This is a genomic window from Burkholderia sp. Ac-20353, from assembly GCF_017104785.1.
Taxonomy (GTDB): Bacteria; Pseudomonadota; Gammaproteobacteria; order Burkholderiales; family Burkholderiaceae; genus Burkholderia.
In genome coordinates, this window is sequence record NZ_JAAGPL010000134.1 from 1 (window position 1) to 24,259 (window position 24,259).

Annotated in this window: 22 protein-coding genes; 14 read left to right on the forward strand and 8 right to left on the reverse strand. The window is 67.4% G+C overall.

What is annotated here, in order from left to right; translation table 11 throughout:
• Both G3N94_RS28350 and G3N94_RS28355 read left to right on the forward strand, forming a co-directional pair.
• On the forward strand, nt 1-767 hold a 767-nt coding region (locus G3N94_RS28350), incomplete at its 5' end, for a cytochrome c (protein WP_205795951.1).
• A 260-nt stretch (nt 768-1,027) separates the two neighbouring features.
• The gene (locus G3N94_RS28355; protein WP_205795953.1) at nt 1,028-2,749 is read left to right on the forward strand and encodes a cation:proton antiporter; all 1,722 of its coding nucleotides are present in this window, start codon (nt 1,028-1,030) and stop codon (nt 2,747-2,749) included.
• 114 nt (nt 2,750-2,863) lie between these two features.
• On the opposite strand, the gene G3N94_RS28360 is transcribed toward G3N94_RS28355, so the two are convergent.
• Together G3N94_RS28360 and G3N94_RS28365 are read right to left on the reverse strand one after the other, a co-directional pair.
• Entirely contained in the window at nt 2,864-4,657 is a 1,794-nt protein-coding gene (locus tag G3N94_RS28360; protein ID WP_205795955.1) for a penicillin-binding protein 2, read from the reverse strand.
• Between the two features lie 380 nt (nt 4,658-5,037).
• Nucleotides 5,038-5,385 (reverse strand): DUF3564 family protein, encoded by a 348-nt coding sequence (locus G3N94_RS28365; protein ID WP_205795957.1) that lies wholly within the window; start codon nt 5,383-5,385, stop codon nt 5,038-5,040.
• Nucleotides 5,386-6,092: 707 nt separating this feature from the next.
• Between G3N94_RS28365 and G3N94_RS28370 the strand changes: the two genes are divergently transcribed.
• Nucleotides 6,093-7,325, forward strand: a complete 1,233-nt coding sequence (locus G3N94_RS28370) for an SDR family oxidoreductase (protein ID WP_205795959.1) — start codon at nt 6,093-6,095, stop codon at nt 7,323-7,325.
• Nucleotides 7,326-7,339: 14 nt separating this feature from the next.
• Here G3N94_RS28370 and hpaR read toward each other — a convergent pair whose 3' ends face one another.
• Entirely contained in the window at nt 7,340-7,783 is a 444-nt protein-coding gene (hpaR, locus tag G3N94_RS28375) for a homoprotocatechuate degradation operon regulator HpaR (RefSeq protein WP_205795961.1), read from the reverse strand.
• Between the two features lie 153 nt (nt 7,784-7,936).
• On the opposite strand from hpaR, the gene G3N94_RS28380 reads away from it, so the two are divergent.
• The 7 genes from G3N94_RS28380 to hpaI are packed head-to-tail and all read left to right on the forward strand — an operon-like array spanning nt 7,937 to nt 13,833.
• Nucleotides 7,937-8,626: a fumarylacetoacetate hydrolase family protein gene (locus tag G3N94_RS28380; RefSeq protein WP_205795971.1), complete on the forward strand. Its 690-nt coding sequence runs from the start codon at nt 7,937-7,939 to the stop codon at nt 8,624-8,626.
• Nucleotides 8,623-9,387 (forward strand): fumarylacetoacetate hydrolase family protein, encoded by a 765-nt coding sequence (locus G3N94_RS28385; RefSeq protein WP_205795981.1) that lies wholly within the window; start codon nt 8,623-8,625, stop codon nt 9,385-9,387. The genes G3N94_RS28380 and G3N94_RS28385 overlap by 4 nt, the downstream gene beginning before the upstream one ends.
• Before the next feature lie 22 nt (nt 9,388-9,409).
• Nucleotides 9,410-10,873, forward strand: coding sequence for a 5-carboxymethyl-2-hydroxymuconate semialdehyde dehydrogenase (gene hpaE / locus G3N94_RS28390; protein ID WP_205795983.1), 1,464 nt, complete (start codon nt 9,410-9,412; stop codon nt 10,871-10,873).
• Between the two features lie 45 nt (nt 10,874-10,918).
• Entirely contained in the window at nt 10,919-11,767 is an 849-nt protein-coding gene (hpaD, locus tag G3N94_RS28395; RefSeq protein ID WP_205795985.1) for a 3,4-dihydroxyphenylacetate 2,3-dioxygenase, read from the forward strand.
• A 36-nt stretch (nt 11,768-11,803) separates the two neighbouring features.
• Nucleotides 11,804-12,196 (forward strand): 5-carboxymethyl-2-hydroxymuconate Delta-isomerase, encoded by a 393-nt coding sequence (locus tag G3N94_RS28400; RefSeq protein ID WP_205795987.1) that lies wholly within the window; start codon nt 11,804-11,806, stop codon nt 12,194-12,196.
• 20 nt (nt 12,197-12,216) lie between these two features.
• Nucleotides 12,217-13,020: a 2-oxo-hept-4-ene-1,7-dioate hydratase gene (hpaH, locus tag G3N94_RS28405; protein ID WP_124597265.1), complete on the forward strand. Its 804-nt coding sequence runs from the start codon at nt 12,217-12,219 to the stop codon at nt 13,018-13,020.
• 6 nt (nt 13,021-13,026) lie between these two features.
• Nucleotides 13,027-13,833 carry a 4-hydroxy-2-oxoheptanedioate aldolase gene (hpaI, locus tag G3N94_RS28410; protein WP_205795988.1) on the forward strand — a complete coding sequence of 269 codons (807 nt, stop codon included), beginning with the start codon at nt 13,027-13,029 and terminating at the stop codon, nt 13,831-13,833.
• Nucleotides 13,834-14,112: 279 nt separating this feature from the next.
• On the opposite strand, the gene G3N94_RS28415 is transcribed toward hpaI, so the two are convergent.
• The 4 genes from G3N94_RS28415 to G3N94_RS28430 form a co-directional block, all read right to left on the reverse strand.
• Entirely contained in the window at nt 14,113-15,201 is a 1,089-nt protein-coding gene (locus G3N94_RS28415; protein WP_205795990.1) for a porin, read from the reverse strand.
• 138 nt (nt 15,202-15,339) lie between these two features.
• Nucleotides 15,340-16,407 (reverse strand): ABC transporter ATP-binding protein, encoded by a 1,068-nt coding sequence (locus G3N94_RS28420; RefSeq protein WP_205795992.1) that lies wholly within the window; start codon nt 16,405-16,407, stop codon nt 15,340-15,342.
• Nucleotides 16,400-18,169, reverse strand: a complete 1,770-nt coding sequence (locus G3N94_RS28425; RefSeq protein WP_205795994.1) for an iron ABC transporter permease — start codon at nt 18,167-18,169, stop codon at nt 16,400-16,402. Before G3N94_RS28425 ends, G3N94_RS28420 begins: the two co-directional genes overlap by 8 nt.
• Before the next feature lie 105 nt (nt 18,170-18,274).
• Nucleotides 18,275-19,363, reverse strand: a complete 1,089-nt coding sequence (locus G3N94_RS28430) for an ABC transporter substrate-binding protein (RefSeq protein ID WP_205795997.1) — start codon at nt 19,361-19,363, stop codon at nt 18,275-18,277.
• 125 nt (nt 19,364-19,488) lie between these two features.
• On the opposite strand from G3N94_RS28430, the gene G3N94_RS28435 reads away from it, so the two are divergent.
• Nucleotides 19,489-20,160 carry a response regulator gene (locus tag G3N94_RS28435; protein WP_205795999.1) on the forward strand — a complete coding sequence of 224 codons (672 nt, stop codon included), beginning with the start codon at nt 19,489-19,491 and terminating at the stop codon, nt 20,158-20,160.
• Nucleotides 20,161-20,239: 79 nt separating this feature from the next.
• Nucleotides 20,240-21,646, forward strand: coding sequence for a sensor histidine kinase (locus G3N94_RS28440; protein WP_205796001.1), 1,407 nt, complete (start codon nt 20,240-20,242; stop codon nt 21,644-21,646).
• A gap of 94 nt (nt 21,647-21,740) precedes the next feature.
• Here G3N94_RS28440 and G3N94_RS28445 read toward each other — a convergent pair whose 3' ends face one another.
• Entirely contained in the window at nt 21,741-22,607 is an 867-nt protein-coding gene (locus G3N94_RS28445; protein WP_205796002.1) for an MOSC N-terminal beta barrel domain-containing protein, read from the reverse strand.
• Nucleotides 22,608-22,801: 194 nt separating this feature from the next.
• On the opposite strand from G3N94_RS28445, the gene G3N94_RS28450 reads away from it, so the two are divergent.
• Together G3N94_RS28450 and G3N94_RS28455 are read left to right on the forward strand one after the other, a co-directional pair.
• Nucleotides 22,802-23,377: a cysteine dioxygenase gene (locus tag G3N94_RS28450; protein WP_205796004.1), complete on the forward strand. Its 576-nt coding sequence runs from the start codon at nt 22,802-22,804 to the stop codon at nt 23,375-23,377.
• An 84-nt stretch (nt 23,378-23,461) separates the two neighbouring features.
• Nucleotides 23,462-24,259 (forward strand): rhodanese-like domain-containing protein (locus G3N94_RS28455; protein ID WP_346778740.1); only part of this gene is annotated, 798 nt, incomplete at its 3' end.

A 24,259-nucleotide genomic window follows, 5' to 3' on the forward strand; every position in this document is an offset into this window, starting at 1 on the left:
TGCTCGGCCACTGCGGCGCGTGCCACACGCCGCGCGCGCCGACGATGCAGGAGCGCGCGCTGACCGACGCGGACGGCCCGGACTTCCTGGCCGGCGGCGCGGCGATTGACGGCTGGGTGCCGACGAGCCTGCGCGGCGAGCCGCGCACCGGGTTCGGCGTCTGGACGGAAGCGGAAATCGTGCAGTTCCTGAAGACAGGCCGCACGGCACGCACCGCGGCGTTCGGCGGGATGACGGACGTGGTCGGCCACAGCATGCAGCACCTGGACGACGACGACCTGACCGCGATCGCGCGCTACCTGAAGAAGCTGCCGCCGCGCGTGCAGGGCGAAACGCCTTACGCATACGACGACGCAGCCGCGCAGGCGCTGCGCTCGGGCGACGCCAGCAAGCCGGGCGCGGCCGTCTATCGCGACAACTGCATGGCCTGCCATCGCAGCGACGGCCGCGGCTATACGCGCGTGTTCCCGGCGCTCGGCGGCAACCCGGTCTTGCAGGGCGACGATCCGACCTCGGTGATTCACGTCGTGCTGTCGGGCAGCGCGTTGAAGGGCACGCACACCGCGCCGTCGACCTTCACGATGCCGCCGTTCGGCTGGCGCCTGTCGGACCAGGAGGTTGCGGACGTCGCGAACTTCGTGCGCACGAGTTGGGGCAATACCGGCTCGCCGGTCTCGGCCGAGCAGGTCGCGAAGGTGCGCAAGGCGACGCCGGGCACGCGGCCGGAGCCGCCGCCGGGCGCGCGCTACCCGCAAGCCGCGCGCTGAGCGGGGCGACGGGCTTCCGGCGACGGGCCTCCTGCGACGGACGGGCGGCGGGCGCCGCGCCAGCCGCGTCCGTAACGATTTAACGCATTGCTCGAATCCGGTGCCGCCGTCGCGCGGCGCCGTCCATCCCGCGGGAGCCCGCCCGCACGTTCCCTCTGCGCCGCGCCGCCGCCGTGAAATTTTCGGTGTGGCGCGCCATTTGTCCGCCTCATCCCTTATCCTTCAACCTTACTAAACGGTTACACCTAAAGGGAGGGGGGATGCCACATGACGTCAGCCTGATTGCATTGCTCGCGGCCGGTTTCGGTCTCGCGATGATCTTCGGCTATCTCGCGTCGCTGCTCAAAATGCCGCCGCTGGTCGGTTACCTGCTCGCCGGGATCGTGATCGGCCCCGGCACGCCGGGCTTCGTCGGCGATCTGTCGCTCGCGCAGCAACTGGCCGAGGTCGGCGTGATGCTGCTGATGTTCGGGGTCGGGCTTCATTTCTCGCTCGGCGACCTGCTCGCGGTGCGCAAGATCGCGCTGCCGGGCGCGATCGTGCAGATCTCGGTGGCCACCGTGCTTGGCGGCGGGCTTGCGCTGCTGTGGGGCTGGAACGTCGGCGCGGCGCTCGTGTTCGGCCTCGCGCTGTCGGTCGCGAGCACGGTCGTGCTGCTGCGCGCGCTCGAGGGCCGGGGGCTCGTCGAGTCGGTGAACGGGCGCATCGCGGTCGGCTGGCTGGTCGTCGAGGATCTCGTGATGGTGCTCGTGCTCGTGCTGCTGCCGCCTGTGGCCGGGCTGCTCGGCGGCACGCCGCCCGGCGACGCGCACGCGGGCGGCAGCAGCGTGTGGGGCACGCTCGGCGTCACGATGCTGAAGGTCGCGGCGTTCATCGCGCTGATGCTCGTGGTCGGCAAGCGGGTGTTTCCGCGCATCCTGTGGCTCGTTGCGCGCACGGGCTCGCGCGAGCTGTTCACGCTGTGCATGATCGCGGCGGCGGTCGGCATCGCGTTCGGCGCGGCGAAGCTGTTCGACGTGTCGTTCGCGCTCGGCGCGTTCTTTGCCGGAATGATGATGCGCGAATCCGAGTTCAGCCGGCGCGCGGCCGACGAGACGCTGCCGCTGCGCGACGCGTTCTCGGTGCTGTTCTTCATCTCGGTCGGCATGCTGTTCGACCCGAAGGTGCTGCTCGACGCACCGCTGCACGTGATCGAGGTCGCGGCGATCGTGCTGGTCGGCAAGACGCTCGCGGCGGTCGCGCTCGTGCTCGCATTCCGCTATCCGCTCAATACCGCGCTGACGGTCGGCGCGGGGCTCGCGCAGATCGGCGAGTTCTCTTTCATCCTGGCGGGGCTCGGCCGTGCGCTCGGGCTGCTGTCGGCCGAGGGGCAGAGCCTGATCCTCGCGGTTGCGCTGATCTCGATCGCGATGAATACGCTCGTGTTCGCGATGATCGATCCGGCGCTCGCGTGGATCCGCAAGCATTCGGCGTTCGCGCGCAGGCTCGAGGCACGCGACGATCCGCTCGCCGCGCTGCCGATGTCGACGCCGCAGACGCACCTGACCGGGCAGGTCGTGATCGTCGGCTACGGCAAGGTCGGCGCGCGGATCGCGCATGCGCTCGACGAGCGCGGGATCGCCTATGTGGTCGTCGAGCAGAATCGCGAGCTCGTCGAGAAGCTGCGCGAGGACGGCGTCGCGGCGGTGTCGGGCGACGCAATCGAGCCGATCGTGCTCGTGCAGGCGCACATCGCGCGAGCGGGGATGCTGGTCGTCACGCTGCCGGACGTGTTCGACGTGCGGCAGATCGTCGAGATCTCGCACACGCTCAATCCGTCGCTCGAGGTCGTGCTGTGCACGAACAGCGGCGACGAAGCGGCGCTGCTCGCGAGCGAGGGCGTCGGCACCGTGTTCATGGGCGAGACGGAGCTCGCGCGCGGGATGACCGAGCACGTGCTCGGCAGGATGACGAAGCCGGCCGTGACCGCGCATGCGCATTGACGGCGGCCGGCGGCCCGCTCAATAGAACATATCGAGCGTCAGCTCCTGCGCCATCGCGCAAATGTTGCGAGGCGTTCCTGGCAAGCGGGATGGCACCGGCGGCACATGGCCGCTTTACGAGCGCGCCGCCACCGTCGCCTGGGCCTGCACGGCCGGCTTCGGCGCGAGCTTGTCCGCTTCGACCGGCACATCCGGCGGCACGCCCAACAGCTGCAGCGAGCCGCTCGTGACCGACGAGAACACCGGGCCGGCAACCGTGCCGCCGTAATACCCCTTGCCGCGCGGCTCGTCGATCATCACCGCGACGATCAGGCGCGGATTGCTCATCGGCGCCATCCCGGCGAACAGCGCCCGGTACTTGCCCTGTGCATACGACTTGCCGACCTGCTTGCGGGCCGTGCCGGTCTTGCCGCCGATCCGGTAGCCGTCAACGCGCGCGCGGCGCCCGGTGCCGCCTTCGCCGACCGCCATCTCGAGCATCGAGCGGATCGCCGCCGCCGTCTGCGGCGACGTCACGCGATGGCCGCGATGCGCATCGATCGTCTGCTTGTCGGTGCCGTTCTTCAGCAGCGACACCGGGTGCAGCGTACCGTCGCCGGCGTACGCGGTGTACGTCTGCGCGATCTGCAGCAGCGACATCGACAGCCCGTAGCCGTACGCCATCGTCGCCTGCTCGATCGGCCGCCAGCGCTTGTGGGGGCGCAGCCGGCCCGACGCGACACCGGGGAAGGTCAGCTCCGGCGCGCGGCCGATCCCGTATTCCTGATATTTGTTCCAGATCGTCTCGGCGGGCAGGTTCAGCGCGAGCTTCGCGAGCGCGACGTTGCTCGATTTCTGCAGCGCCTGTGCGACGGTCAGCGAGCCGTGGTTCGACGTGTCGTGGATCACGGCCGGGCCGATCTTGTAGCTGCCGGGCGACGTGTTGATGATCGTGTTCGGGGTCACCTTGCGCTCGTCGATCGACAGCGCGACGACGAGCGGCTTGATCGTCGAGCCCGGCTCGAACGTGTCGATCACCGCGCGGTTGCGCAATTGCTGGCCGGTCAGGCGCGCGCGGTCGTTCGGATCGAAGGTCGGGTAGTTCGCGAGCGCGAGGATCTCGCCGTTCTGCGCATCGAGCACGACGACGCTGCCGGCCTGCGCGTTGTTCTCCAGCACCGCGGCCTTGAGCTGGCTGAACGCGAGCTGCTGGATGCGCCGGTCGATCGTCAGCTCGATCGTCGCGCCGTGCTGCGCGGGCACGAGCGGCCGCGTGTCGGACACGATGCGGCCGAGCCGGTCGCGGATCACCTCGCGCTGCCCGGCGGTGCCCGACAGCGGGCCGTTCGCCGCCAGTTCGACGCCTTCCTGCCCCCGGTCCTCGATGTTCGTGAAGCCGACCACGTGCGCGGCCGATTCGCCTTCGGGGTAGTAGCGCTTCGAATCGGCGATCTGCGTGACGCCCTCGATCGCGAGCTTGTCGAGACGGCTCGCGGTGTCAGCGTCGATCTGGCGCTTGAGCAGCACGAACGTGCGGTCGTGGCGCAGGCGCCGCTTGACCTCGGCGAGCGGCATGTCGAGCAGCTTCGCGATCTGCGGATAGTCGGTTTCGGCAACCTGCTTCGGATTCGCCCAGATCTCGTAGGTCGACAGGCTGACCGCGAGCATCGCGCCGTTGCGGTCGACGATGCGGCCGCGCATCGCGTCGAGCTCGATCGTGCGCTGGTAGCGCTTCTGGCCCTGTCCGACGTAGAACGCCTGGTTCGCGACCTGGACCCAGAACGCGCGGGCGATCAGCGCGCCGAACGCGAGGAACATCAGGATCACGACGAACTTCGAGCGCCACATCGGCAGGCGCGACGCGAGCACGGGATTCTTGGTTGCCGACGAGTACGGGTCGGCAGGATGGGTCTTCTTTTTCACGCTCATGCGAGGGCTGGATCGGGCCGCGAGGCGGCGCACTGTCAGTCTGAATAATGCAATTGTAATAAATGAGTAATCGTCATGTGGGGAAAGTGTCGTTTTTTACGCCGGATCGGCGCAAAACCCGGTGCCGACGCGGCTGGCGATCGGCGAGGGGGAAGGGGAAGGGGAAGGGGAGGAACGGGGAACGGGGAACGGGGAACGGGGGAACGGGTAAGCGGCGCGCGGCGATTGGCACTCACTCGGGCCGGCCCGACCCCGATTGAAATGAATTCGGGCCAATTAAAAACGCCCCCGCAGGGGCGTCGCTAATTACAGAAACGGAAAAGAATTTCGATAAAACCGGAATAAACCCGAAACCCGCAGACAATACAGGTCAAAAATATCTATCGATCGACGGAAATGAATTCCTTGTATTCCGGCTGGATCGTGCAAGTATCGATTGCCTGCAGTCGCCATGCACCTTGTGCGTGCTCGCCCGACAGCACGGCTGTCCCTTGTTCGCGCTGTCCCGCGTCGAACGACAGCCCTTGCAGCTTGCAGACGGCTGTTCCGTCGTCCGCTGCGCAGAGCGCCATAGCGCCCTCGACGTCCTTCACCTTACCCCAGGTCGGAAGATCGATACCCTGATGTGCCTCGCGAGACCACAGCCCTTCGTCCGTGTCGACCCACAGCACGGCAAACGACTGCCGGGTCGCTGATTCGCTGCCATTAATCCGAATGGTGAGGCGCATTGCATCGTCTCCTATAAAAATGACTCATTCGACCGTTTAGAGTTGACAGTCTAGATAGACTGCAGTGAAACGCAAGTCGCAATGCGCAATAAATACTGTGCATGCGCATTGGCATTCCATATGAAACGACGTCAGACAAAACGCCTGACCGTCGTGAGACGCCCGCTGCAGGCGGCTGCGGGCCGCATGGGGCGGCGTCGCGCGTTGCCGTGGCACGGCGGCACGCAGCGCAGCAAGCGTCGATGTGTCGCGCTTGTCCGGCGAGTGATGCGGGCACGGGGATCGGCGCGGCGTGTGGCTACCCCCACGCTATCGACCGCATATGTCAGTAATTTGACATCGCTCGACGTTGGCGGCGAATCATTGGCGCGTGGCGGATAGGGCCTGATGGCCGCTGCTTTCGGACGGCGAATCCGACCCCGGTCGACACACTCAGACAATCGCGCACAATTCGACACACTTTCACGAAACTTTCGGGACAGACTTGTTCCCGATCAGGCCCCACACTGCAAACGTCCCGATCCTGCGCCGCGACATTCATTCGCGGCCCCGCCTGCGTCCGTCGTGCCGACGCGCTTCACAGGCGGACACCCGGCCGCAGGGACGCCGGGCCGCCGGGCTGAGCCAAGCGGCTGCCGGCAGGCATGCGCCCATGACCCGTGCCCCGCACGTCGCGCTGCCCGGCCGTTTTTTCGAAGGAGACTTCCGTGCTGATCTGGAAAACCGCGTTGTCGCTCAACTGGCGTACGAGCCTCGTTTCGCCGTCCAGCGCGCCGGTCGCGGCGGCGAACGTCGGGCGGCTGGTGCTGACGGGCGCCACCGGCTTCATCGGCAGCACCGTGCTCACGGCGCTCGTCAACGCGGGGCTGCTCGATCGCGTGGTCTGCGTCGTGCGCGCGCAGGACCGCGGCCATGCAGTCGCGCGGCTGCGCGAGGCCGCGCTGCGTGCAGGGCTCGCGCCGTACTGGGCGTCGCGCCTGACCGACGCGAACGTGATCGTCGGCGGGCTCGGTGACGTCTGGCAGGGCGCCGACGCATCGCGCCTCGCGCAGGCCACGCACGTGATCCACTGCGCGGGCCATCCGTCGCTGGCGGAGGGCGCGCACCTGCGGGCCGACGCCGACGATTCGCTGCGCTTCGCCGAGCGGTTCGCGCAGGCGCCGCGCCTGCAGCGCTTCGTGTATGTCGGCACCGCGTTCGTGCGCGGTGGCCGAGGCGGCACCATTCATGAGGAGTCGGAGGCCGCCGCTAATGCCACCGCTTATGCCGCCGCCGATGCCACCACGGGTCCGTCCGTACCGGTCGCCGGCGCGGTGCTAGCCGCCGACTACCTGCGCGCGAAGGACGACACGGAGCAGCGCCTGCGCGCGCTCGGGCTGCCGCTCGTCGTCGTGCGGCCGTCGCACGTCGTCGGGCACACGGTGCTCGGCACGCGGCCCGCGCCGAACACGTTCTGGATGTTCCGGCTCGTGCATGCGGCGCGCCGCTATACGGCGCGGCCGATGACGCGCATCGACATTGTGTCGGTCGACGACGTCGCGCGCGCGACGATGCTGCTGACGGTCAAGCCGGCGCTCGCGCACGACGTGTATCACGTGTCGGCGGGCGACGAGGCGCCGATGGTCGCGCAGATCATGCGGGCGATGGACGAGGCGGCCGGGATGGCGGGTGCGCCGCGCTATGCGGCGTGCGCGCCGGCGGATCTGCCGCTCGTCGTGCGCGACGTGCTGGGGCGTCACGACCCGGCGCTCGAGCGCGTGATCGGCAAGGCGCTGCAGCGCTTCGCGGAGTTCGCGACCGTCGATCGCGTGTTCGACAACCGCCGCGTGCGCGAAGAAATCGATTTCGAACCGCTGCCGTTCGTCGATTACGTCGAGGAATGCATGCGCACGTCGCGCGGCGTCGCTGTGACCGAACTGATGCGCGGCGCCGAGCGCTGAGCCGCGCGCGCGGCTCAGGTCGGGCTGTTGCCGAGCTCGATCAGGCGGTCGAGCGCGCGGTAGATGTCGTCGAGTGCCGCCGGGCCGAAGCGTTCCTCGAGCAGCCGGTACTGCTCGTCGATGCGCGGCCCGATTTCCGTGACCAGCTTCCGGCTTTGCGGCGTCAGGCTGACGAGCAGCCTGCGCTGGTCTTCCTGCGCGCGCGTCCGCTTGATCAGGCCGTCGCGCTCCATCCGCTCGAGCACGCCCGTCAGGCTCGGGCTCAGGATGCAGCAGCGCCGCGCGATCTGTCCCGCCTCGAGCGCATTGGACGGCTCGCCGTCGAGCACGCGAATGATCCGCCATTGCTGTTCGGTCAACGCAAATTCCTTGAGAATGGGGCGGAACAGCCCCATCAGCGTTTCGCGGGCTTCGAGCAGCAGCATGGCCAGATTACGGTGGTCGAGCGTACGGTTCATCGACGTGAATGGGGGGACGGGGACGCGCCAATCTTAACAGGCGGTCGTGACGAATTTCGCATCTCAGGGTAATCGCGGTTGCGAGCGTCCGATTGTTTACTTAAGATGTTAAATATTGACGAGGCGCCGCGACGCGCGGCAGGGGAATGACGCATGGAGCTGTCTTGTACGACCGCCGCGGCGCCGCCGCTGCCGGTCGCCATCGGTACCGTCTACGGCGCGCTGCTCAACGAGCGCGCCGCGCTCGACGCGCTTGGCGGCGCGGTGCATCAGCCGCCGTACGGCCGGCCGCCGCAGGCGCCGGTGCTCTATATCAAGCCTGCCAACACGCATGCGCCCGACGGCTCGGCGGTCGTCGTGCCGGCCGGCGTCGATGCGCTCGAGATCGGCGCGTCGGTGGCCGTGGTGTTCAGCCGCCGCACGACCCGTGTGCCGGCCGCGCAGGCGCTCGACTACGTGTACGGCTTCACGCTCGCCAGCGACGTGTCGGTGCCGCATCCCGACTACTACCGTCCTGCCGTGCGCTACAAGTGCCGCGACGGCTTTTGTCCGCTCGGCCCGGCGATCGTCCTGCCCGGCGCGCTCGCGGACGTCGACGCGATCCGGCTGACCGTGCGTATCGACGGTGCCCACGCGCTGGCCGCGTCGACCGCCGCGCTGATCCGGCCGGTGCGGCAACTGATCGCCGACGTGTCGGCGTTCATGTCGTTCGACGCCGGTGACGTGCTGCTGCTCGGCGTGCCGGGCGGCGCACCGCGCGCGAAGGCCGGCAGCCGGATCGAGATCGCCGCGGACGGCATCGGCACGTTGCGGCATGCGCTGATCGCGGAGGAGACCCGATGAAAACCGCACGCGTGATCTACAACGGCGCGTTGCACGCCGCCGAGCCGGCCGGCGACGGCCAGATCCGCCTCGATACGGGGCGGGTCGTCGCCGAGGACGTCGTGGGCTGGCTGCCGCCCGTCGCGCCGCGCACGACGTTCGCGCTCGGCCTCAACTATGCCGACCATGCGAAGGAACTCGCGTTCAACGCGCCGAGCGAGCCGCTGATCTTCCTGAAGGGGCCGAACACGTTCATCGGCCACCGCTCGCGCACCGTGCGGCCCGCCGATGCGACGCACATGCATTACGAATGCGAGCTCGCGGTCGTGATCGGCCGCCCCGCGCGGGGCGTGCATCGCGCGCAGGCGCTCGACTATGTCGCCGGCTATACGGTCGCGAACGACTATGCGATCCGCGATTACCTCGAGAACTACTACCGGCCGAACCTGCGCGTGAAGAACCGCGACACCTGCACGCCGCTTGGGCCGTGGCTCGTCAGCCGCGACGAGATCGGCGATCCGGGCCAGCTGACGCTGCGCACGACCGTGAACGGCCAGGAGACGCAGCGCGGCAGCACGCGCGACATGATCTTCGACGTGCCGTCGCTGATCGAGTACATCAGCGGCTTCATGACGCTCTCGCCGGGCGACCTGATCCTGACCGGCACGCCCGAAGGGCTCGCGGACACGCGGCCGGGCGACGAGGTCGTCACCGAAATCGAAGGCATCGGCCGGCTCGTGAACACGATCGTGGCCGAACACGACTACTTTCGCGCCGGCTGAGCCCGCCGCACAAGGAGAGCAGATGACCATCAAGCACTGGATCGACGGCCGCGAAGTCGCGAGCCGCGAGACGTTCACGACGCTGAATCCCGCGACCGGCGACGTGATCACCGACGTCGCGTCGGGCGGCGAGGCCGAGGTCGACGCGGCGGTGCGCGCAGCGAAGGAAGCGTTTCCGAAGTGGGCGAACACGCCCGCGAAGGAGCGCGCGAAGCTGATGCGCAAGCTCGGCGAGCTGATCGAGCAGAACGTGCCGATGCTTGCGGCGCTCGAGACGCAGGACACGGGCCTGCCGATCGCGCAGACCAGCAAGCAGCTGATTCCGCGTGCTTCGGAGAATTTCAATTTCTTCGCGGAAGTGTGCGTGCAGATGAACGGCCGCACGTACCCGGTCGACGACCAGATGCTGAACTACACGCTGTATCAGCCGGTCGGCGTGTGCGCGCTGGTGTCGCCGTGGAACGTGCCGTTCATGACCGCGACGTGGAAGACCGCGCCGTGTCTCGCGCTCGGCAACACCGCGGTGCTGAAGATGTCCGAGCTGTCGCCGCTGACGGCCGACCAGCTCGGCCGGCTCGCGCTCGAAGCCGGCATTCCGCCCGGCGTGCTGAACGTCGTGCAGGGTTATGGCGCGACCGCCGGCGACGCGCTCGTGCGGCATCCGGACGTGCGCGCGGTGTCGTTCACGGGCGGTACGGTAACAGGCAAGCGGATCATGGAGCGCGCGGGCCTGAAGAAATACTCGATGGAACTCGGCGGCAAGTCGCCGGTGCTGATCTTCGACGATGCCGATTTCGACCGCGCGCTCGACGCATCGCTGTTCACGATTTTCTCGATCAACGGCGAGCGTTGCACGGCCGGCTCGCGGATCTTCGTGCAGCGCTCGATCTACGACCGTTTCGTGCAGGAATTCGCGCGCCGCGCGAACAATCTCGCGGTCGGCGACCCGGCCGACCACGCGACCCAGCTCGGCGCGATGATCACGCGCGCGCACTGGGAGAAGGTGACGGGCTATATTCGCATCGGCGAACAGGAAGGCGCGCGGCTCGTCGCGGGCGGCGCCGACAAGCCGGCGAACCTGCCCGCGCACCTGCGCAACGGCAACTTCGTGCGACCGACCGTGTTCGCGGACGTCGACAACCGGATGCGCATCGCGCAGGAAGAGATCTTCGGCCCGGTCGCGTGCCTGATTCCGTTCGAGGACGAGGACGAAGGGCTGCGGCTTGCGAACGACACGAGCTACGGCCTCGCGTCGTACATCTGGACGCAGGACGTCGGCAAGGTGCATCGCCTCGCGCGCGGCATCGACGCCGGGATGGTGTTCGTCAACAGCCAGAACGTGCGCGACCTGCGCCAGCCGTTCGGCGGCGTGAAGGAATCGGGCACCGGACGCGAGGGCGGCGAGTACAGCTTCGAGGTGTTTGCGGAGATCAAGAACGTCTGCATCTCGATGGGTTCGCATCACATTCCGCGCTGGGGCGTGTAAGCGGCGCGTGAAAGAACGCGTGAAAGAACGATAAGGAGACACACGATGGGCAAGCTGTCCCTCGCCGCGAAGATCACGCACGTGCCGTCGATGTACCTGTCGGAATTGCCCGGCAGGCATCATGGCTGCCGTGAGGCGGCGATCCGCGGCCATCAGTTGATCGGAGAGCGCTGCCGCGCGCTCGGCGTCGACACGATCGTCGTGTCCGACGTGCACTGGCTCGTCAATGCCGGCTATCACGTGAACTGCAACGCGCAGTTTGCCGGCACGTATACGAGCAACGAGCTGCCGCATTTCATCCGCGACATGCAGTACGCGTATCCGGGCAACCCGGCGCTCGGCCGGCTGATCGCGGAAACGGCGACCGCGCGCGGGATCGCGACGCGCGCGCACGAGATCGATAGCCTCGAACTCGAATACGGCACGCTGGTGCCGATGCGCTACATGAACGGCGACCAGCATTTCAAGGTCGTGTCGATCGCCGGCTGGTGCATGTGGCATGCGCTCGACGACAGCCGCCGCTTCGGCGAGGCGCTGCTCGAGGCGATCGAGAAGAGCGATTCGAACGTCGCGTTCCTCGCGAGCGGGTCGCTGTCGCATCGCTTCAACGACAACGGCAGCCCCGAGGAGTCGATCCACCAGATCAGCCGCGAGTTTTTCCGGCAGGTCGACCTGCGCGTCGTCGAGCTGTGGAAGCAGGGCGACTTCAAGACGTTCTGCGCGATGCTGCCCGAATACAACATCCATTGCCACGGCGAAGGCGGGATGCACGACACCGCGATGCTGCTCGGCCTGCTCGGCTGGGACCGCTACGACAAGCCCGTCGAAATCGTCACCGACTATTTCGCGAGTTCGGGCACCGGGCAGATCAACGCGATCTTTCCGCTGCGCTGAACGCCGCCACGCCACGTATCCGACAGGAGAATCGTCATGCCACACATCGTCGTCGAGTACACGTCAAACATCCGCGACGACGCGCGCATTCCCGTGCTGCTACGCACGATCAACGCGACGCTGATCGCGCAGGGCGGCGTGTTTCCGACCGGCGGGATCCGCTCGCGCGCGATCGAACTGGACGACTACTGCGTCGCGGACGGCACCGAAGACGACGCGTTCGTCCACGTGACGCTGAAGATCGGCGCGGGCCGCAGCGACGACGTGAAGAAAGCCGCGTGCGACGCGCTGTTCGACGCGATCAAGTCGCATTTCGCCGAGCTGTACGCGAAGCGCTATCTCGCGCTGTCGATGGAGCTGACCGAGTTCAGCGAAAGCGGCTCGTACAAGCACAACAACATCCACGCCCGCTACAAGCGGGCCGGCTGAACCCCATTCCCGATTCCACCATGCTCGATACCGCCACCATCGACCAGCTCGCGCGGCGCCTCAACGACGCCGAGCGCGAGCGCAAGCAGATCCGCCAGATCTCGCTCGACTACCCGGACATCACGATCGATGACGCGTATGCGATCCAGCGCGCGTGGGTGAACGTCAAGCTCGCGGAGGGCCGCACGCTGAAAGGCCACAAGATCGGCCTCACGTCGAAGGCGATGCAGAACACGTCGCAGATCGACGAGCCCGACTACGGCGCACTGCTCGACGACATGTTCTTCGAGGATGGCGGCACGATTCCGACGCAGCGCTTCATCGTGCCGCGCGTCGAGGTCGAGCTCGCGTTCGTGCTCGGCAAGCGCCTGAGCGGGCCGAACTGCACGATCTTCGACGTGTACGACGCGGTCGATTACGTCGTGCCCGCGCTCGAGATCATCGATGCGCGCAGCCAGTCGATCGATCCGGATACGCAGCGCCCACGCAAGGTGTTCGACACGATCGCCGACAACGCGGCGAACGCGGGCGTCGTGATCGGCGGTCGACCGGTGCGTCCGGCCGACGTCGACCTGCGCTGGGTCGCGGCGATCATGTCGCGCAACGGCGTGGTCGAGGAGACGGGCGTCGCAGCCGGCGTGCTGAATCATCCGGCCAACGGTGTCGTGTGGCTCGCGAACCGGCTCGCGCGCTTCGACGTCGCGCTGGAGCCGGGGCAGATCGTGCTCGGCGGGTCGTTCACGCGGCCGTGCGCGGCGCGCGCCGGCGATACGTTCAGCGTCGATTACGGTCCGCTCGGGACCATTCAGTGCCATTTCGGGTGATGTGCGATGCAGATTCCGTCGAACACGTTCAAGGCCGCGCTAGCGCGCGGCGACGCGCAGATCGGCTTGTGGCTCGGTCTTGCGAATCCGTATAGCGCCGAAGTGATCGCGGGTGCCGGTTTCGACTGGCTGCTGATCGACGGCGAGCATGCGCCGAACACGGTGCCGACGATCGTCGCGCAATTGCAGGCTATCGCGCCGTATCCGTCGCATCCGGTCGTGCGCGTGCCGTGGAACGACCCGGTGATCGTCAAGCAGGTGCTCGATCTCGGCGCGCAGACGCTGCTCGTGCCGATGGTGCAGAGCGCCGACGAGGCGCGCGCGGCGGTCGCGGCGACGCGCTATCCGCCGCATGGAATTCGCGGTGTCGGCAGCGCGCTGGCGCGGGCGTCGCGCTGGAATCGCGTCGGCGACTATCTGCATCGTGCGAACGACGAGATGGCCGTGCTCGTGCAGGTCGAGACGCGCGCGGGGCTCGATGCGATCGACGCGATCGCGCGGGTGGACGGGGTGGATGGGGTGTTCATCGGGCCGGCTGACCTGGCGGCCGATCTCGGGCATCTCGGGAATCCTGGGCATCCGGACGTGCAGGCGGCGATCGACGGGGCGATTCGCGCGATACGGGCGGCCGGCAAGGCGCCGGGCATTCTGAGCGCGGACGAGCGCGCGGCGAAGCGTTATCTGGAGGCGGGGGCGATGTTCGTTGCGGTCGGGGTTGATACGACGTTGCTGGCGAGAAGCGCGGAACGGCTGGCGGCGGCGTTCAAGGCCAGCATGGCAACGGATGTGACGAAAGGGGATGGAACATACTGATTCGAATTGACCGGATTCGCTTGAGTGGGCCGACGAGGTCCGTAATGCAGCGTCGTTGGCGACGTCGGACCGGGACAATCTGGCACGTCTTGACGCTCAAAGCACGCGCGCAATGGCAGCGCTGGCGCTGCAGGCGCAACATCTCGATATGGGGTACGGCTGACTAAAGGCACGGGCCGCTTGTCGAGCCACCGGGCGAGATGACCGGCGTTGCGGGCGTGATTGACGATGGCATTGCCCGCCATGCCATCGCCGAGTCTCGTGCCCGCGTCACGTGACTCAGAACCGCTGCTGAATCCCCACGGTCGCCCCGACCTGCGTATCGCTGTATCCCGCGACGTCACGCGACACCCCGACCTTCTGCCCGTGCTTCGCAATCGCGAAGCCACCGGACGCATACAGCACCGTGCGCTTCGACAGCGCGTAGTTCGCACGCACCGAGACCAGCGTCGGATCGGCATCGGTGCCGCCCTTGATGTTCTGGTGATACACGGCCGCGATCAGCGAGAACGCCGGCGTGAACTGGTACGAGCCACCGACCCAATACATGTCGCTCAATTGGTTCGCGGCGGTCGTGCGGAACGTGCGCTTGTAATTTCGGTAGCCTGCCATCGTCTTCAGCTTGCCGAAGTCGTAGCTGAGGCCCGCGTGGATCCCCTGGATGTAGTTGACCGGGTCGGCCGGCGTGATGCTGTCGGCCGCGCCGTTCTGGCGGTCGAACGTGACGACCGCGGCGAACGGCCCGGTCTCGTAGCCGAGCGCGAAGTCGTACTTCGAGCTGGTCTTCACGCTGCCGGGCACATTGCCGAAGCCGTACATCGCGCCGAACTTGAAGCCCGCGTATTCGCCGTCGTAGCGCACGGCATTCGACGAGCGCGTGAACAGGCCGTCCTTGCGGCCGCCCGTTGCCGTCGACGACGTCGCCCACGAATAGTTCTGCGCGTAACCCATCGGATCGAACGGCAGCATGTAGTCGTAGGTCACGGTGAAGTTGCGGCCCAGCGTGATTTCCCCCCATTTGCCCTTCAGCCCGACTGTCGCGCGGCGCGCGAAGATCGAATCGGGGCCGTCGTCGAGCGCGCCGTTCGCGAGATCGATCCCGCTCTCGAGCCGGAACACGGCTTTCAGCCCGCCGCCGAGATCCTCGACGCCACGCAGGCCCCAGCGCGACGTGTTCTTGTTGCCGGATTTCAGCTTGAACGCGTTGCCGCCTTCGGGTGCCGCGTGGTTCGAGAATTCGATGCCGGCATCCATGATCCCGTAGATCGTGACCGACGATTGCGCGTGCGCAGCCGGGGCGGCGAGGCAAGCGGCCGCCGAACCGCTTAGGACTACTGTGCGAATGGAAAATGATGAACAAGACTTCATTGACGGTGTCTCCTTGGTTTTATCGGTGGGGTGAATCGGTCGTCACGCGCACGGCGGCGGCAGGCGCCCCAATGGGTGCTGGCCGCGCAGCTGCGCGTGCTGCTGCCGCGGCGGCGGGGCGACCGCCGCCGTGCGCTATCAGCCTGCTTTCGCGAACGCCCAGCAGTCGTTGGTCGGGAATTCGATCCAGTGCTTGCCGGCCGAGCGCGGCACGTGGCCGAACGCGCGCAGCCGCAAGTCGCCACAATGGAACAGGTATTCCCAGCGATCGCCGAGATACATCGACGTGACGAGGTCGGCCTGCAGCCGGTTCGCGCCGGGGCCATCGGCGACCTGCACGCGTTCGAGGCGGATAACTGCCTGAGCGTGCTGGCCGGGCGCGAGTGCGTCGCGCGCGAGCGCGCGCAACTGCCAGCCGTCGCCGGCGAGCGTCACGCATTCGCCGTCGACGGATGCGACGCGTGCGTCGATCCGGTTGTTGCTGCCCATGAATTCGGCCGTATATAGCGAGCGGGGTGCGCCATACAGCTCGGCCGGCGTGCCTTCCTGCTCGATGCGGCCGTTGCGCAGCAGCAGGATGCGATCGGACATCGCCATCGCCTCGGTCTGGTCGTGCGTCACGCAGAGCGCCGACAGGCCGAGCGACACGATCAGCTCTCGCAGCCACGCGCGCGCTTCCTCGCGCAGCTTCGCGTCGAGGTTCGACAATGGCTCGTCGAGCAGGATCACCGGCGGGTTGTAGACGAGCGCGCGCGCGATCGCGACGCGCTGCTGCTGGCCGCCCGACAGCTGGTGCGGATAGCGCTCGGCGAGATGCCCGAGGCCGAGTTGGTCGAGCGCGGTCTGCACGCGGCGTTTCTGCTCGGCCGGCACGACGCGGCGCAGCTTCAGCCCGTAGCCGACGTTGTCGGCGACGGTGCGGTGCGGCCACAGCGCGTACGACTGGAACACGAGCCCGAGCGAGCGCTGCTCGACCGGCAGGTCGACGCGCCGCGTGCCGTCGAAGAACACCTGGTCGTCGAGCTGGATGCGTCCGTCGGACGGCTGTTCGAGGCCCGCGACCGCGCGCAGCAACGTGGTCTTGCCGCTGCCCGACGCGCCAAGCAGGCATACGACTTCACCGGCCTTCAGTTCGAACGACACGCCCTTGAGGATCGGGTTCGCACCGTAGCTGAGATGCAGATCGTCGACGATGAGCTTATCCATGAAGTTTCACTCCGAAGCGCAGGGCCACGCCGAGACCGGCGCCGACCATCGCGATGTTGATGACAGAGAGCGCGGCAACCTGGTCGACGGCGCCGGTCGCCCACAGCGACACGAGCAGCGCGCCGATCACTTCGGTGCCGGGCGACAGCAGGTAGACGGCGGTCGAGTATTCGCGCTCGAAGATCATGAAGATCAGCAGCCACGCGGCGAGCAGGCCGAAGCGCACGAGCGGCAGTGTCACGTCGAGCGACACGCGGCTGCGCGTCGCGCCGACGCTGCGCCCGGCCTCCTCGAGCTCCGGCCCGACCTGCAGCAGCGCGCTCTGGATCAGCCGCATCCCGTACGCGAGCCACACGACCGTGTACGCGACCCAGATGCTCCACATCGAGTTCTTCAGTTCGCGCAGCCCCGGCACGAACAGGAAGATCCACAGGAACGCGAGACCGGCGAGCAGGCCCGGCACTGCGCGCGGCAGCAGCACGAGGTAGTCGAGCAGTTTGGTCGCCCAGTCGTGGCGGCGGTGGCCGGCGAACGCGACGAGCGAGTAGAAGCCGATCGCGATTGCGCCGCCGATTACGCCGATGCCGAGCGTGTTGACGATCGCGCGCACGAGGTTGTCCTGCTCGAACAGCTCAACGAAATTCGATAGCGTCAGCACCTCGGCGAGTGCGACGCCTTCGCCCCAGTTGGTCACGAACGCGCGCAGCACGATGCCGGAGATCGGCACGATCACGGTCAGCGCGAGCCACAGCCCGACGATCGCGACCGCAACCCAGCGCCACCCGCCGAGCGGCAGCACGGTCGTGCGGCCGGCCTTGCCCTTCACGGTGACGAAGCGGTTTGCCGTCTTCAGCAGCCGGCGCTGCAGCAGCACGAGCGGGAACGTGATCGCGACGATACACACCGCGACCGCCGCCATCAGGTGATACGACGGCACGCCGAGCTTGTTGGTCAGTTTGTACAGGTAGGTCGCGAGCACGAGGTGGCCTTCCGGATCGCCGAGCACGAGCGGCAGCCCGAACACCTCGAAGCCGAGGAAGAACACCAGCACGCCGGCAAACAGCAGCGCGGGCATCGTCATCGGCAGGCTGACGTCGAGCGCGACGCGGAACGGCCGCGCGCCGGTCACGCGCGCCGCTTCCTCGACGTCGGAGCCGAGGTTGCGCAGCGCGGCCGACGAGTACAGGTAGACGTGCGGCACGTGCGTGAGCCCGACGATCAGCGTGATCGCGAAGATCGAGTAGATGTTCCAGGGCACGCTGTCGGCGCCGAACAGCGCCTTGAACCAAATCGAGTAGAAGCCGACCGGGCCGACCGCGACCACGTAGCCGAACGCGAGCACCATCGGCGACACGAACACCGGCGTGAGCAGCAGCGGTTCGAGCCAGCGGCGGCCGGGCAGGTCGGTGCGCACCATCAGGAACGCGAGGATGCCGCCGAGCGGGATCGAGATGAACAGCATTCCGCCGGCGATGATGAACGAGTTCGTCACGGCCGACCAGAAGTCGGGATCGCTGAAGATGAAGCGGAAGCCTTCGATGCCGAGCGTCTTGTTCGCGTCGAAGAACGGCGCGGACAGCAGGCTCTGGAACAGGATGAAGCCGAGCGGCAGTGCGACTGCGATGGTGAGCACCGCGATGACGATCCAGCGCAGCATGCCGGCGAGCGGCTGCAGGCTGCTGGCGCGCAGCGCGGGAATCGCGCCGCCGCCGGTGGGTTGCGGAACGGCTGGCGGCGCTCCGCGTGTGCTGGTTGAAAGCATGAGTTCGCCCCTGCGGCCCGCGGGCCGCATCAAGAGAGTCGTCGGGAAGGGGGAGGTGGCATCGCCCGCGCTGCGGGCGACGCCTGGCGACGCGTTACGCGGCGATCAGCGCTTGATCGACTGCTGCCACTGCTTGAGGAACGCGAGGCGCTTCGACTGGTCGAGGTAGACGAGCAGGCCCGTGCCGATCTGGATCGGCTTCAGCGAATCGCCAAGTTCCTTCGTGAGGCTCGCGGCCGACGTTTCGCCGCTGACGTCCGCACGGATCGCGTACAGGTTCGCCTGGTTCGCGATCAGCGTCTGGCCGCGCTGCGACAGCAGGTAGTCGACCCACAGCTTCGCGGCGTTCGGGCTCTTCGCCTTCTTCGATATCGTCGCGAGGCGGCTCACGACCTGCGTGTAGTCCTTCGGAAACACGTAGCCGATCGACTTGTCCTTCTTCGCCTTCGCGTATGCATACGAGCCGATGATGTTGTAGCCGACCAGGTTCTCGCCGGACGAGATCCGCTCCATCATCGCGCCGGTGCTCGACTGCAGCTTCGGGCCCGTCGCGCCCATCGCGTTCACGAGTTCCCACGTGACCTTCTCGTTCACGTGCGCGTCCTGCGTCAGGTAGTTGAAGCCGACGCCCGACTTCTCGATGTCGTAGGTCGTCACCTTGCCCTTGAATTTGTCCGGCTGCGAGGTCAGCAACTTGATCAGGTCTGCACGCGTCTTCGGCACTTCGCTGTCGGGAATCAGCCGCTTGTTGTAGACGATCGCGAGCGGCTCGAACGTCGTGCCGTACGCCTGCTTCTGGTATTGCGCCCATTGCGGCACGTGCGTGCTTTCGGGCGTGTCGTACGACGCCATCAAACCGTCATTGACGAGCTTGACCTGCAGGTCCATCGCCGAGCTCCACAGCACGTCGGCGCTGGTGCTGTTCGCCGCGTTCTCGCTGATGTAGCGGTTGTACAGCTCGGTGCTGTTCATGTCGTTGTATTCGACCTTGATTCCGTACAGGCTTTCGAAATCCTTGATCAGCGGCCGCACGAGGCCCGTGTCGGTCGTCGAATAGACGATCAGCTTGCCTTCCTTCTTTGCGGCATCGACGACGCCCTGGTAGTTACCCGGATATCCGGCCGGAACCTGCGCGCTGGCGGCGCCGGCGACGATCGACAGGATGGCGGCGAGGTGCTTCGGTGTGAACGGCATGTCTTCCTCCAATTACGCGTCTGAGTTGTTCGAGTGACGCGGATGGTAATTGCGATGCGCTTTCAGCCTGCTTTCATTTCGGTTCACAATAGCGTTCTTTGTGTCATGGATTTCCCGAGGTCCCCATGCGTGTGCTGCTCGTCGAAGACAACCCGATCCTCGCGCAATCGCTGTCCGATGCGCTGGCTGCCGCGCGGTTCGCGGTCGATCACATGGCGGACGGGGAGGCGGCGGATCACGTGCTGCGCACGCAGGATTACGCGCTCGTGATTCTCGATCTGGGCCTGCCGAAGCTCGACGGGCTCGAGGTGCTGCGGCGGCTGCGCGCGCGGCGCAACCCGGTGCCGGTGCTGATCCTGACCGCGCACGGCTCGGTCGAGGACCGCGTAAAGGGGCTCGACCTCGGGGCTGACGATTATCTCGCGAAACCTTTCGAGCTGACCGAGCTGGAGGCACGCGCCCGCGCGCTGATCCGGCGCAGCCTCGGGCACGAGCATTCGCGCGTCGAATGCGGGCCGCTCGCGTTCGACAGCGTCGACCGCAGCTTCCGCCTCGCGGGCGAGCCACTGTCGCTGACGCCGCGCGAGCGCTCGGTGCTCGAGGTGCTGATCCTGCGCAACGGCCGCGCGATCAACAAGGACACGCTGTCGGAGAAGATCTTCGGGCTCGACGAATCGGTCAACGCCGACGCGATCGAGATCTACGTGTATCGGCTGCGCAAGAAGCTCGAGAACAGCGGGGTCGCGATCGTCACGCTGCGCGGGCTCGGCTATCTGCTCGAAGCGAAGACATCGTGAACGGCCGCCACGCTTACGTTTGTTCGCTGCCCGCCGAGGGGGCAGCTGCGCTCCATGGGGCGGCCCGGCGGAACGCAGCATGATGCGGCCAAACCTGCGGATGCAGGTCACGCTGTGGCTGCTGCTGCCGCTGCTCGGCCTGCTTGCGCTCGACTCGTGGCTCACCTACCAGCGCGCGATGAGCGCCGCGCATGTCGCGTTCGATCGCACGCTGTCGTCGTCGCTGAAGTCGATCCGCGAAGGCGTGCGGCTGAACCAGGGCGAGATCGAGGTCGACCTGCCGTATCTGGCGCTCGAGATGTTCGAATCGAGCGACGGTGGCAAGATCTACTACCTGATCCGCGAGGACAGCGGCCGTGCGGTGACGGGCTACCCGGACCTGCCGCTGCCGCAGGGGCGCGATGCGGGCGACGGCGCGCTGTTCGCGACGCGCTACTACGACGCCGTCTATCGTGGCGAACGCTTGCGGATGGCCGCGCTGCGCCTGCCGATCCACGACGTGCCGAGCGCGCAGTCGCGCATCGTGTGGGTGATGGTCGGCGAGACCATCGAGGCGCGCCAGGCGCTCGCGCGCGAGATCCTGATGGGCTCGCTGCTGCAGGAGGGGCTGCTCGTGGTGCTCGCGCTCGCCATCGTGTGGCTCGGCGTCGGGCGCGGGCTGCGGCCGCTGAACCGGCTGTCGGCGACGGTTGCCGCGCGCACCGAGGACGATCCGACGCCGCTCGATACCGGCGGGATGCCGAGCGAGCTCGCGCCGCTCGTCGACTCGATCAACCAGTACATCGGCCGCACGCAGCGGATGCAGGTCGCGCGGCGGCGCTTCTTCGCGGATGCCGCGCACCAGCTGAAGACGCCGCTCGCGGCCGTGCAGGCGGGCGTCGAGCTCGCGCTGCGGCCCCACGAGCAGCCGCGCGTGAACGTGCATCTGCGGCGCGTGAGCGGCGCGGTGCGGCAGGCGGCGAAGATCGTCCAGCAGCTGCTGTCGCTGTCGCGGCTCGATTCGGACAGCGGGCAGGCGGTCGCGCAGCAGCCGGTCGCGCTGCATCGGCTTGCGCGCAGCGTGACGCTCGACTGGTCGCCGGTGGCCCGCGCGCGCGACATCGATCTCGGCTTCGAGCACGACGCGGATGTCGACGTGCTCGGCCAGCCCGATCTGCTCGGCGAGCTGATCGGAAACCTGATCGACAACGCGATCCGCTATGCGGGCGACCGCGCGGTGATCACCGTGCGCGTGTCGCACGACGGCGGGCACGCGCGGCTCGACGTGATCGACAACGGACCGGGGATTCCGGAGAGCGAGCGCGACGCAGTGTTCGAGCGGTTCCATCGCGGCAGCAAAACGCAGACCGTCGACGGTACGGGGCTCGGGCTGTCGATCGTGCGCGAGATCGCGCGCGTGCACCAGGGCAGCGTCGAACTGGCCGATGCGGCGGGGGGCGGGCTTGTCGTGACGGTGACGTTGCCGGCCGTGCACTGGGCGGGCTAACGCGCGCGGCGACGGCCCGCCGTTGATCCGGACCGGACAGCCGCAAGAATGTTCTTTCGGTTGCGGGGGCGTGCGTTATTCGCGTAAGCGGACCTTAGTCCCCGAACCCGATTTCCGCGTCGAGCACCTGCCCGACTTCGAGGAAGCTGCCCGCTCCATCCACGACGATCGCGTTGTTGCCGAACGTCAGCGCGTTGTCGTAGTTCGGGTTCGCGCGGTACGCCTGCATCGTGTCGGTCGGTTCATGCGGCCACGCGGGATCGGGCGCGCCGGTTTGCTGGTCGATCGTCGGCATCGGGCAGCGCGTGCACAGTTTCACGAGCCGCAGCCGCACGGGCGTCGCGCCTTCGGCGTCGAGATGCTCGACGTAGTCCTCTTCGTACGCGTCGAGGTCCGACACGACGATGTTCGGACGGAAGCGGTTCATCGGTATCGCCGGCGCGCCCTTCGCGACGAGCCGCGAATTCAGGTCGTCGAGCGACGCCTGGCTGATCACGAGCAGCGGATAGCCGTCCGCGAACTTCGTCGACGCGTCGATCTCGCCGGTCCACTCGGGGTTGCACGCGCGACGCGTGTCGGGGGCGAAGCGCGCGAGCTTCGCCGGCATGCCGAGGAAGCGCGTGAACCAAGCTTCGGTATCGGCGCCCGTGTCGATCGCGTCGACGGTGTCGCGCCACACGGTCGCCGCCATCTTCGGCGTGGCCGCCGACGCGTCGCCTTCGAGCGGCGTGCGCAGCTCGGGCATCCCGGGCGCGTTCAGCACCAGCATGTCGCCGTCGAATTCGGGCTGCACGAGCGCGAGGCGCGAATGCGTGCGCTGCGTGATCATCTGGCCCTGTGCATCGGTCACCATCCAGTGACGGTCGTACGCGAGCCCCGTGTCGAGCAGTTGTGCACGGCGCAGCGCAATGCCGCCGCAGGATTTGATCGGATAGACGAAAAGTTCGCTGATGGCAGGCATGGCGCTGGCTTCCGGTAAAACGACAAGTCAAAGCGCGATTGTGCCAGATCGTCCGAAAGTCGTTCGTCAGGTCTTGTCGTCGCGCAAGTCGCCCAAGTCACGCTTGCCGCGCCGAGCGGCGCCGCCGGCTGATTTGTATAGGCATCGCGTTTCAGGTGCATCATGTCGATCCGTCATGTTCGAAGGGATCGTCGATGACTAAGCGTCCATTGCAGCAGACACCATTGCGCCGGTTCGGCCGGTTCGTCGCCGAACTCGATGCGCTGCTCGCATCCGGCGCGAACGAGGCGCGCATCGTGGACGAGGGCGGCGCGCTGCTCGCCGCGCTCGTCGCGCACGACGACTGGCTGCCCGATGCATACGCGCAGCCCGATCCCGAGCGGTACCGGCAATACCTGCTTCATCTCGATCCGGACGAACGGTTCTCGGTCGTCAGCTTCGTCTGGGGGCCCGGGCAGGCGACGCCGATCCACGACCATACGGTGTGGGGGCTGATCGGGGTGCTGCGTGGCGGCGAAATCTCGCAGCCGTACCGGCTCGATGCGGCCGGGCGGCCGGTGGTGGCGGGCGATGCGGTGCAATTGCAGCCGGGGCAGGTCGAGGCCGTGTCGCCGCGCATCGGCGACATTCATCGCGTGACCAATGCGTTCGCCGACCGCGTGTCGATCAGCATCCACGTGTACGGCGCGAACATAGGCAAGGTCGAACGCGCGGTCTATCTCGAGGACGGCACCGTGAAGCCGTTCATCTCCGGCTATTCGAATGCGTGACGTGCGGCGCGTGACGCGTGGCGCGTTGCCGGCGCGCGCGGCTCGGGATTCCAACCATTTCTCTCAATGACTTCACCAGACATCGTGACGCAATCCGCTGATTCCCCCCAACGCTTCGCTGTCGCGTCCCGTGAGGACGTCCGCGCGCGTCTGCTTGCCGGCGACGAGATCGCGCTGATCGACGTGCGCGAGGAAGACCCTTACGCGCAAGGCCATCCGCTGTGGGCGGCCAACTTTCCGCTGTCGAAACTCGAGCTCGACGCGTGGACGCGGATTCCGCGCCGCGATACGCCGATCGTCGTCTATGGCGAAGCCGGCGGCGAAGATCTCGCGCCACGCGCGGCTGCAAAGCTCGCGCAGCTCGGCTACACGGACGTGCGGCTGCTCGACGGCGGCATCGCGGGCTGGCGCGACGCGGGCGGCGAGCTGTTCATCGACGTCAACGTGCCGAGCAAGTCGTTCGGCGAATGGGTCGAGGCCGAGCGCCATACGCCGTCGCTGTCCGCACAGCAGGTGCAGGCGCTGATCGATGCGCGCGCGGACGTCGTGATCGTCGATGCGCGCCGGTTCGACGAATACCAGACGATGAACATCCCGACGTCGACGAGCGTGCCGGGCGCGGAGCTCGTGCTGCGCGTGCGCGCACTCGCGCCAGACCCGGCGACGCAGGTGATCGTCAACTGCGCGGGCCGCACGCGCAGCATCATCGGCACGCAGTCGCTGGTCAATGCGGGCTTGCCTAATCCGGTCGCGGCGCTGCGCAACGGCACGATCGGCTGGACGCTCGCGGGGCAGACGCTCGAGCACGGCGCCGCGCGCCGCTTCCCGGACGAGATCGATGCGACCTTGCGCGCCGACGCGCGCCGTGCGGCGCGGGCCGTT

Bases quoted from the DNA above. Each gene is read 5' to 3' on its own strand.
- hpaI (WP_205795988.1), top strand. From the start codon at position 13,027: ATGCAGATTCCGTCGAACACGTTCAAGGCCGCGCTAGCGCGCGGCGAC.
- G3N94_RS28385 (WP_205795981.1), top strand. From the start codon at position 8,623: ATGAAAACCGCACGCGTGATCTACAACGGCGCGTTGCACGCCGCCGAG.
- hpaE (WP_205795983.1), top strand. From the start codon at position 9,410: ATGACCATCAAGCACTGGATCGACGGCCGCGAAGTCGCGAGCCGCGAG.
- hpaD (WP_205795985.1), top strand. From the start codon at position 10,919: ATGGGCAAGCTGTCCCTCGCCGCGAAGATCACGCACGTGCCGTCGATG.
- G3N94_RS28425 (WP_205795994.1), bottom strand. From the start codon at position 18,169: ATGCTTTCAACCAGCACACGCGGAGCGCCGCCAGCCGTTCCGCAACCC.
- G3N94_RS28420 (WP_205795992.1), bottom strand. From the start codon at position 16,407: ATGGATAAGCTCATCGTCGACGATCTGCATCTCAGCTACGGTGCGAAC.
- G3N94_RS28450 (WP_205796004.1), top strand. From the start codon at position 22,802: ATGACTAAGCGTCCATTGCAGCAGACACCATTGCGCCGGTTCGGCCGG.
- G3N94_RS28355 (WP_205795953.1), top strand. From the start codon at position 1,028: ATGCCACATGACGTCAGCCTGATTGCATTGCTCGCGGCCGGTTTCGGT.
- hpaR (WP_205795961.1), bottom strand. From the start codon at position 7,783: ATGAACCGTACGCTCGACCACCGTAATCTGGCCATGCTGCTGCTCGAA.
- G3N94_RS28380 (WP_205795971.1), top strand. From the start codon at position 7,937: ATGGAGCTGTCTTGTACGACCGCCGCGGCGCCGCCGCTGCCGGTCGCC.
- G3N94_RS28365 (WP_205795957.1), bottom strand. From the start codon at position 5,385: ATGCGCCTCACCATTCGGATTAATGGCAGCGAATCAGCGACCCGGCAG.
- G3N94_RS28400 (WP_205795987.1), top strand. From the start codon at position 11,804: ATGCCACACATCGTCGTCGAGTACACGTCAAACATCCGCGACGACGCG.
- G3N94_RS28430 (WP_205795997.1), bottom strand. From the start codon at position 19,363: ATGCCGTTCACACCGAAGCACCTCGCCGCCATCCTGTCGATCGTCGCC.
- G3N94_RS28445 (WP_205796002.1), bottom strand. From the start codon at position 22,607: ATGCCTGCCATCAGCGAACTTTTCGTCTATCCGATCAAATCCTGCGGC.
- G3N94_RS28415 (WP_205795990.1), bottom strand. From the start codon at position 15,201: ATGAAGTCTTGTTCATCATTTTCCATTCGCACAGTAGTCCTAAGCGGT.
- G3N94_RS28360 (WP_205795955.1), bottom strand. From the start codon at position 4,657: ATGAGCGTGAAAAAGAAGACCCATCCTGCCGACCCGTACTCGTCGGCA.
- G3N94_RS28435 (WP_205795999.1), top strand. From the start codon at position 19,489: ATGCGTGTGCTGCTCGTCGAAGACAACCCGATCCTCGCGCAATCGCTG.
- hpaH (WP_124597265.1), top strand. From the start codon at position 12,217: ATGCTCGATACCGCCACCATCGACCAGCTCGCGCGGCGCCTCAACGAC.
- G3N94_RS28440 (WP_205796001.1), top strand. From the start codon at position 20,240: ATGATGCGGCCAAACCTGCGGATGCAGGTCACGCTGTGGCTGCTGCTG.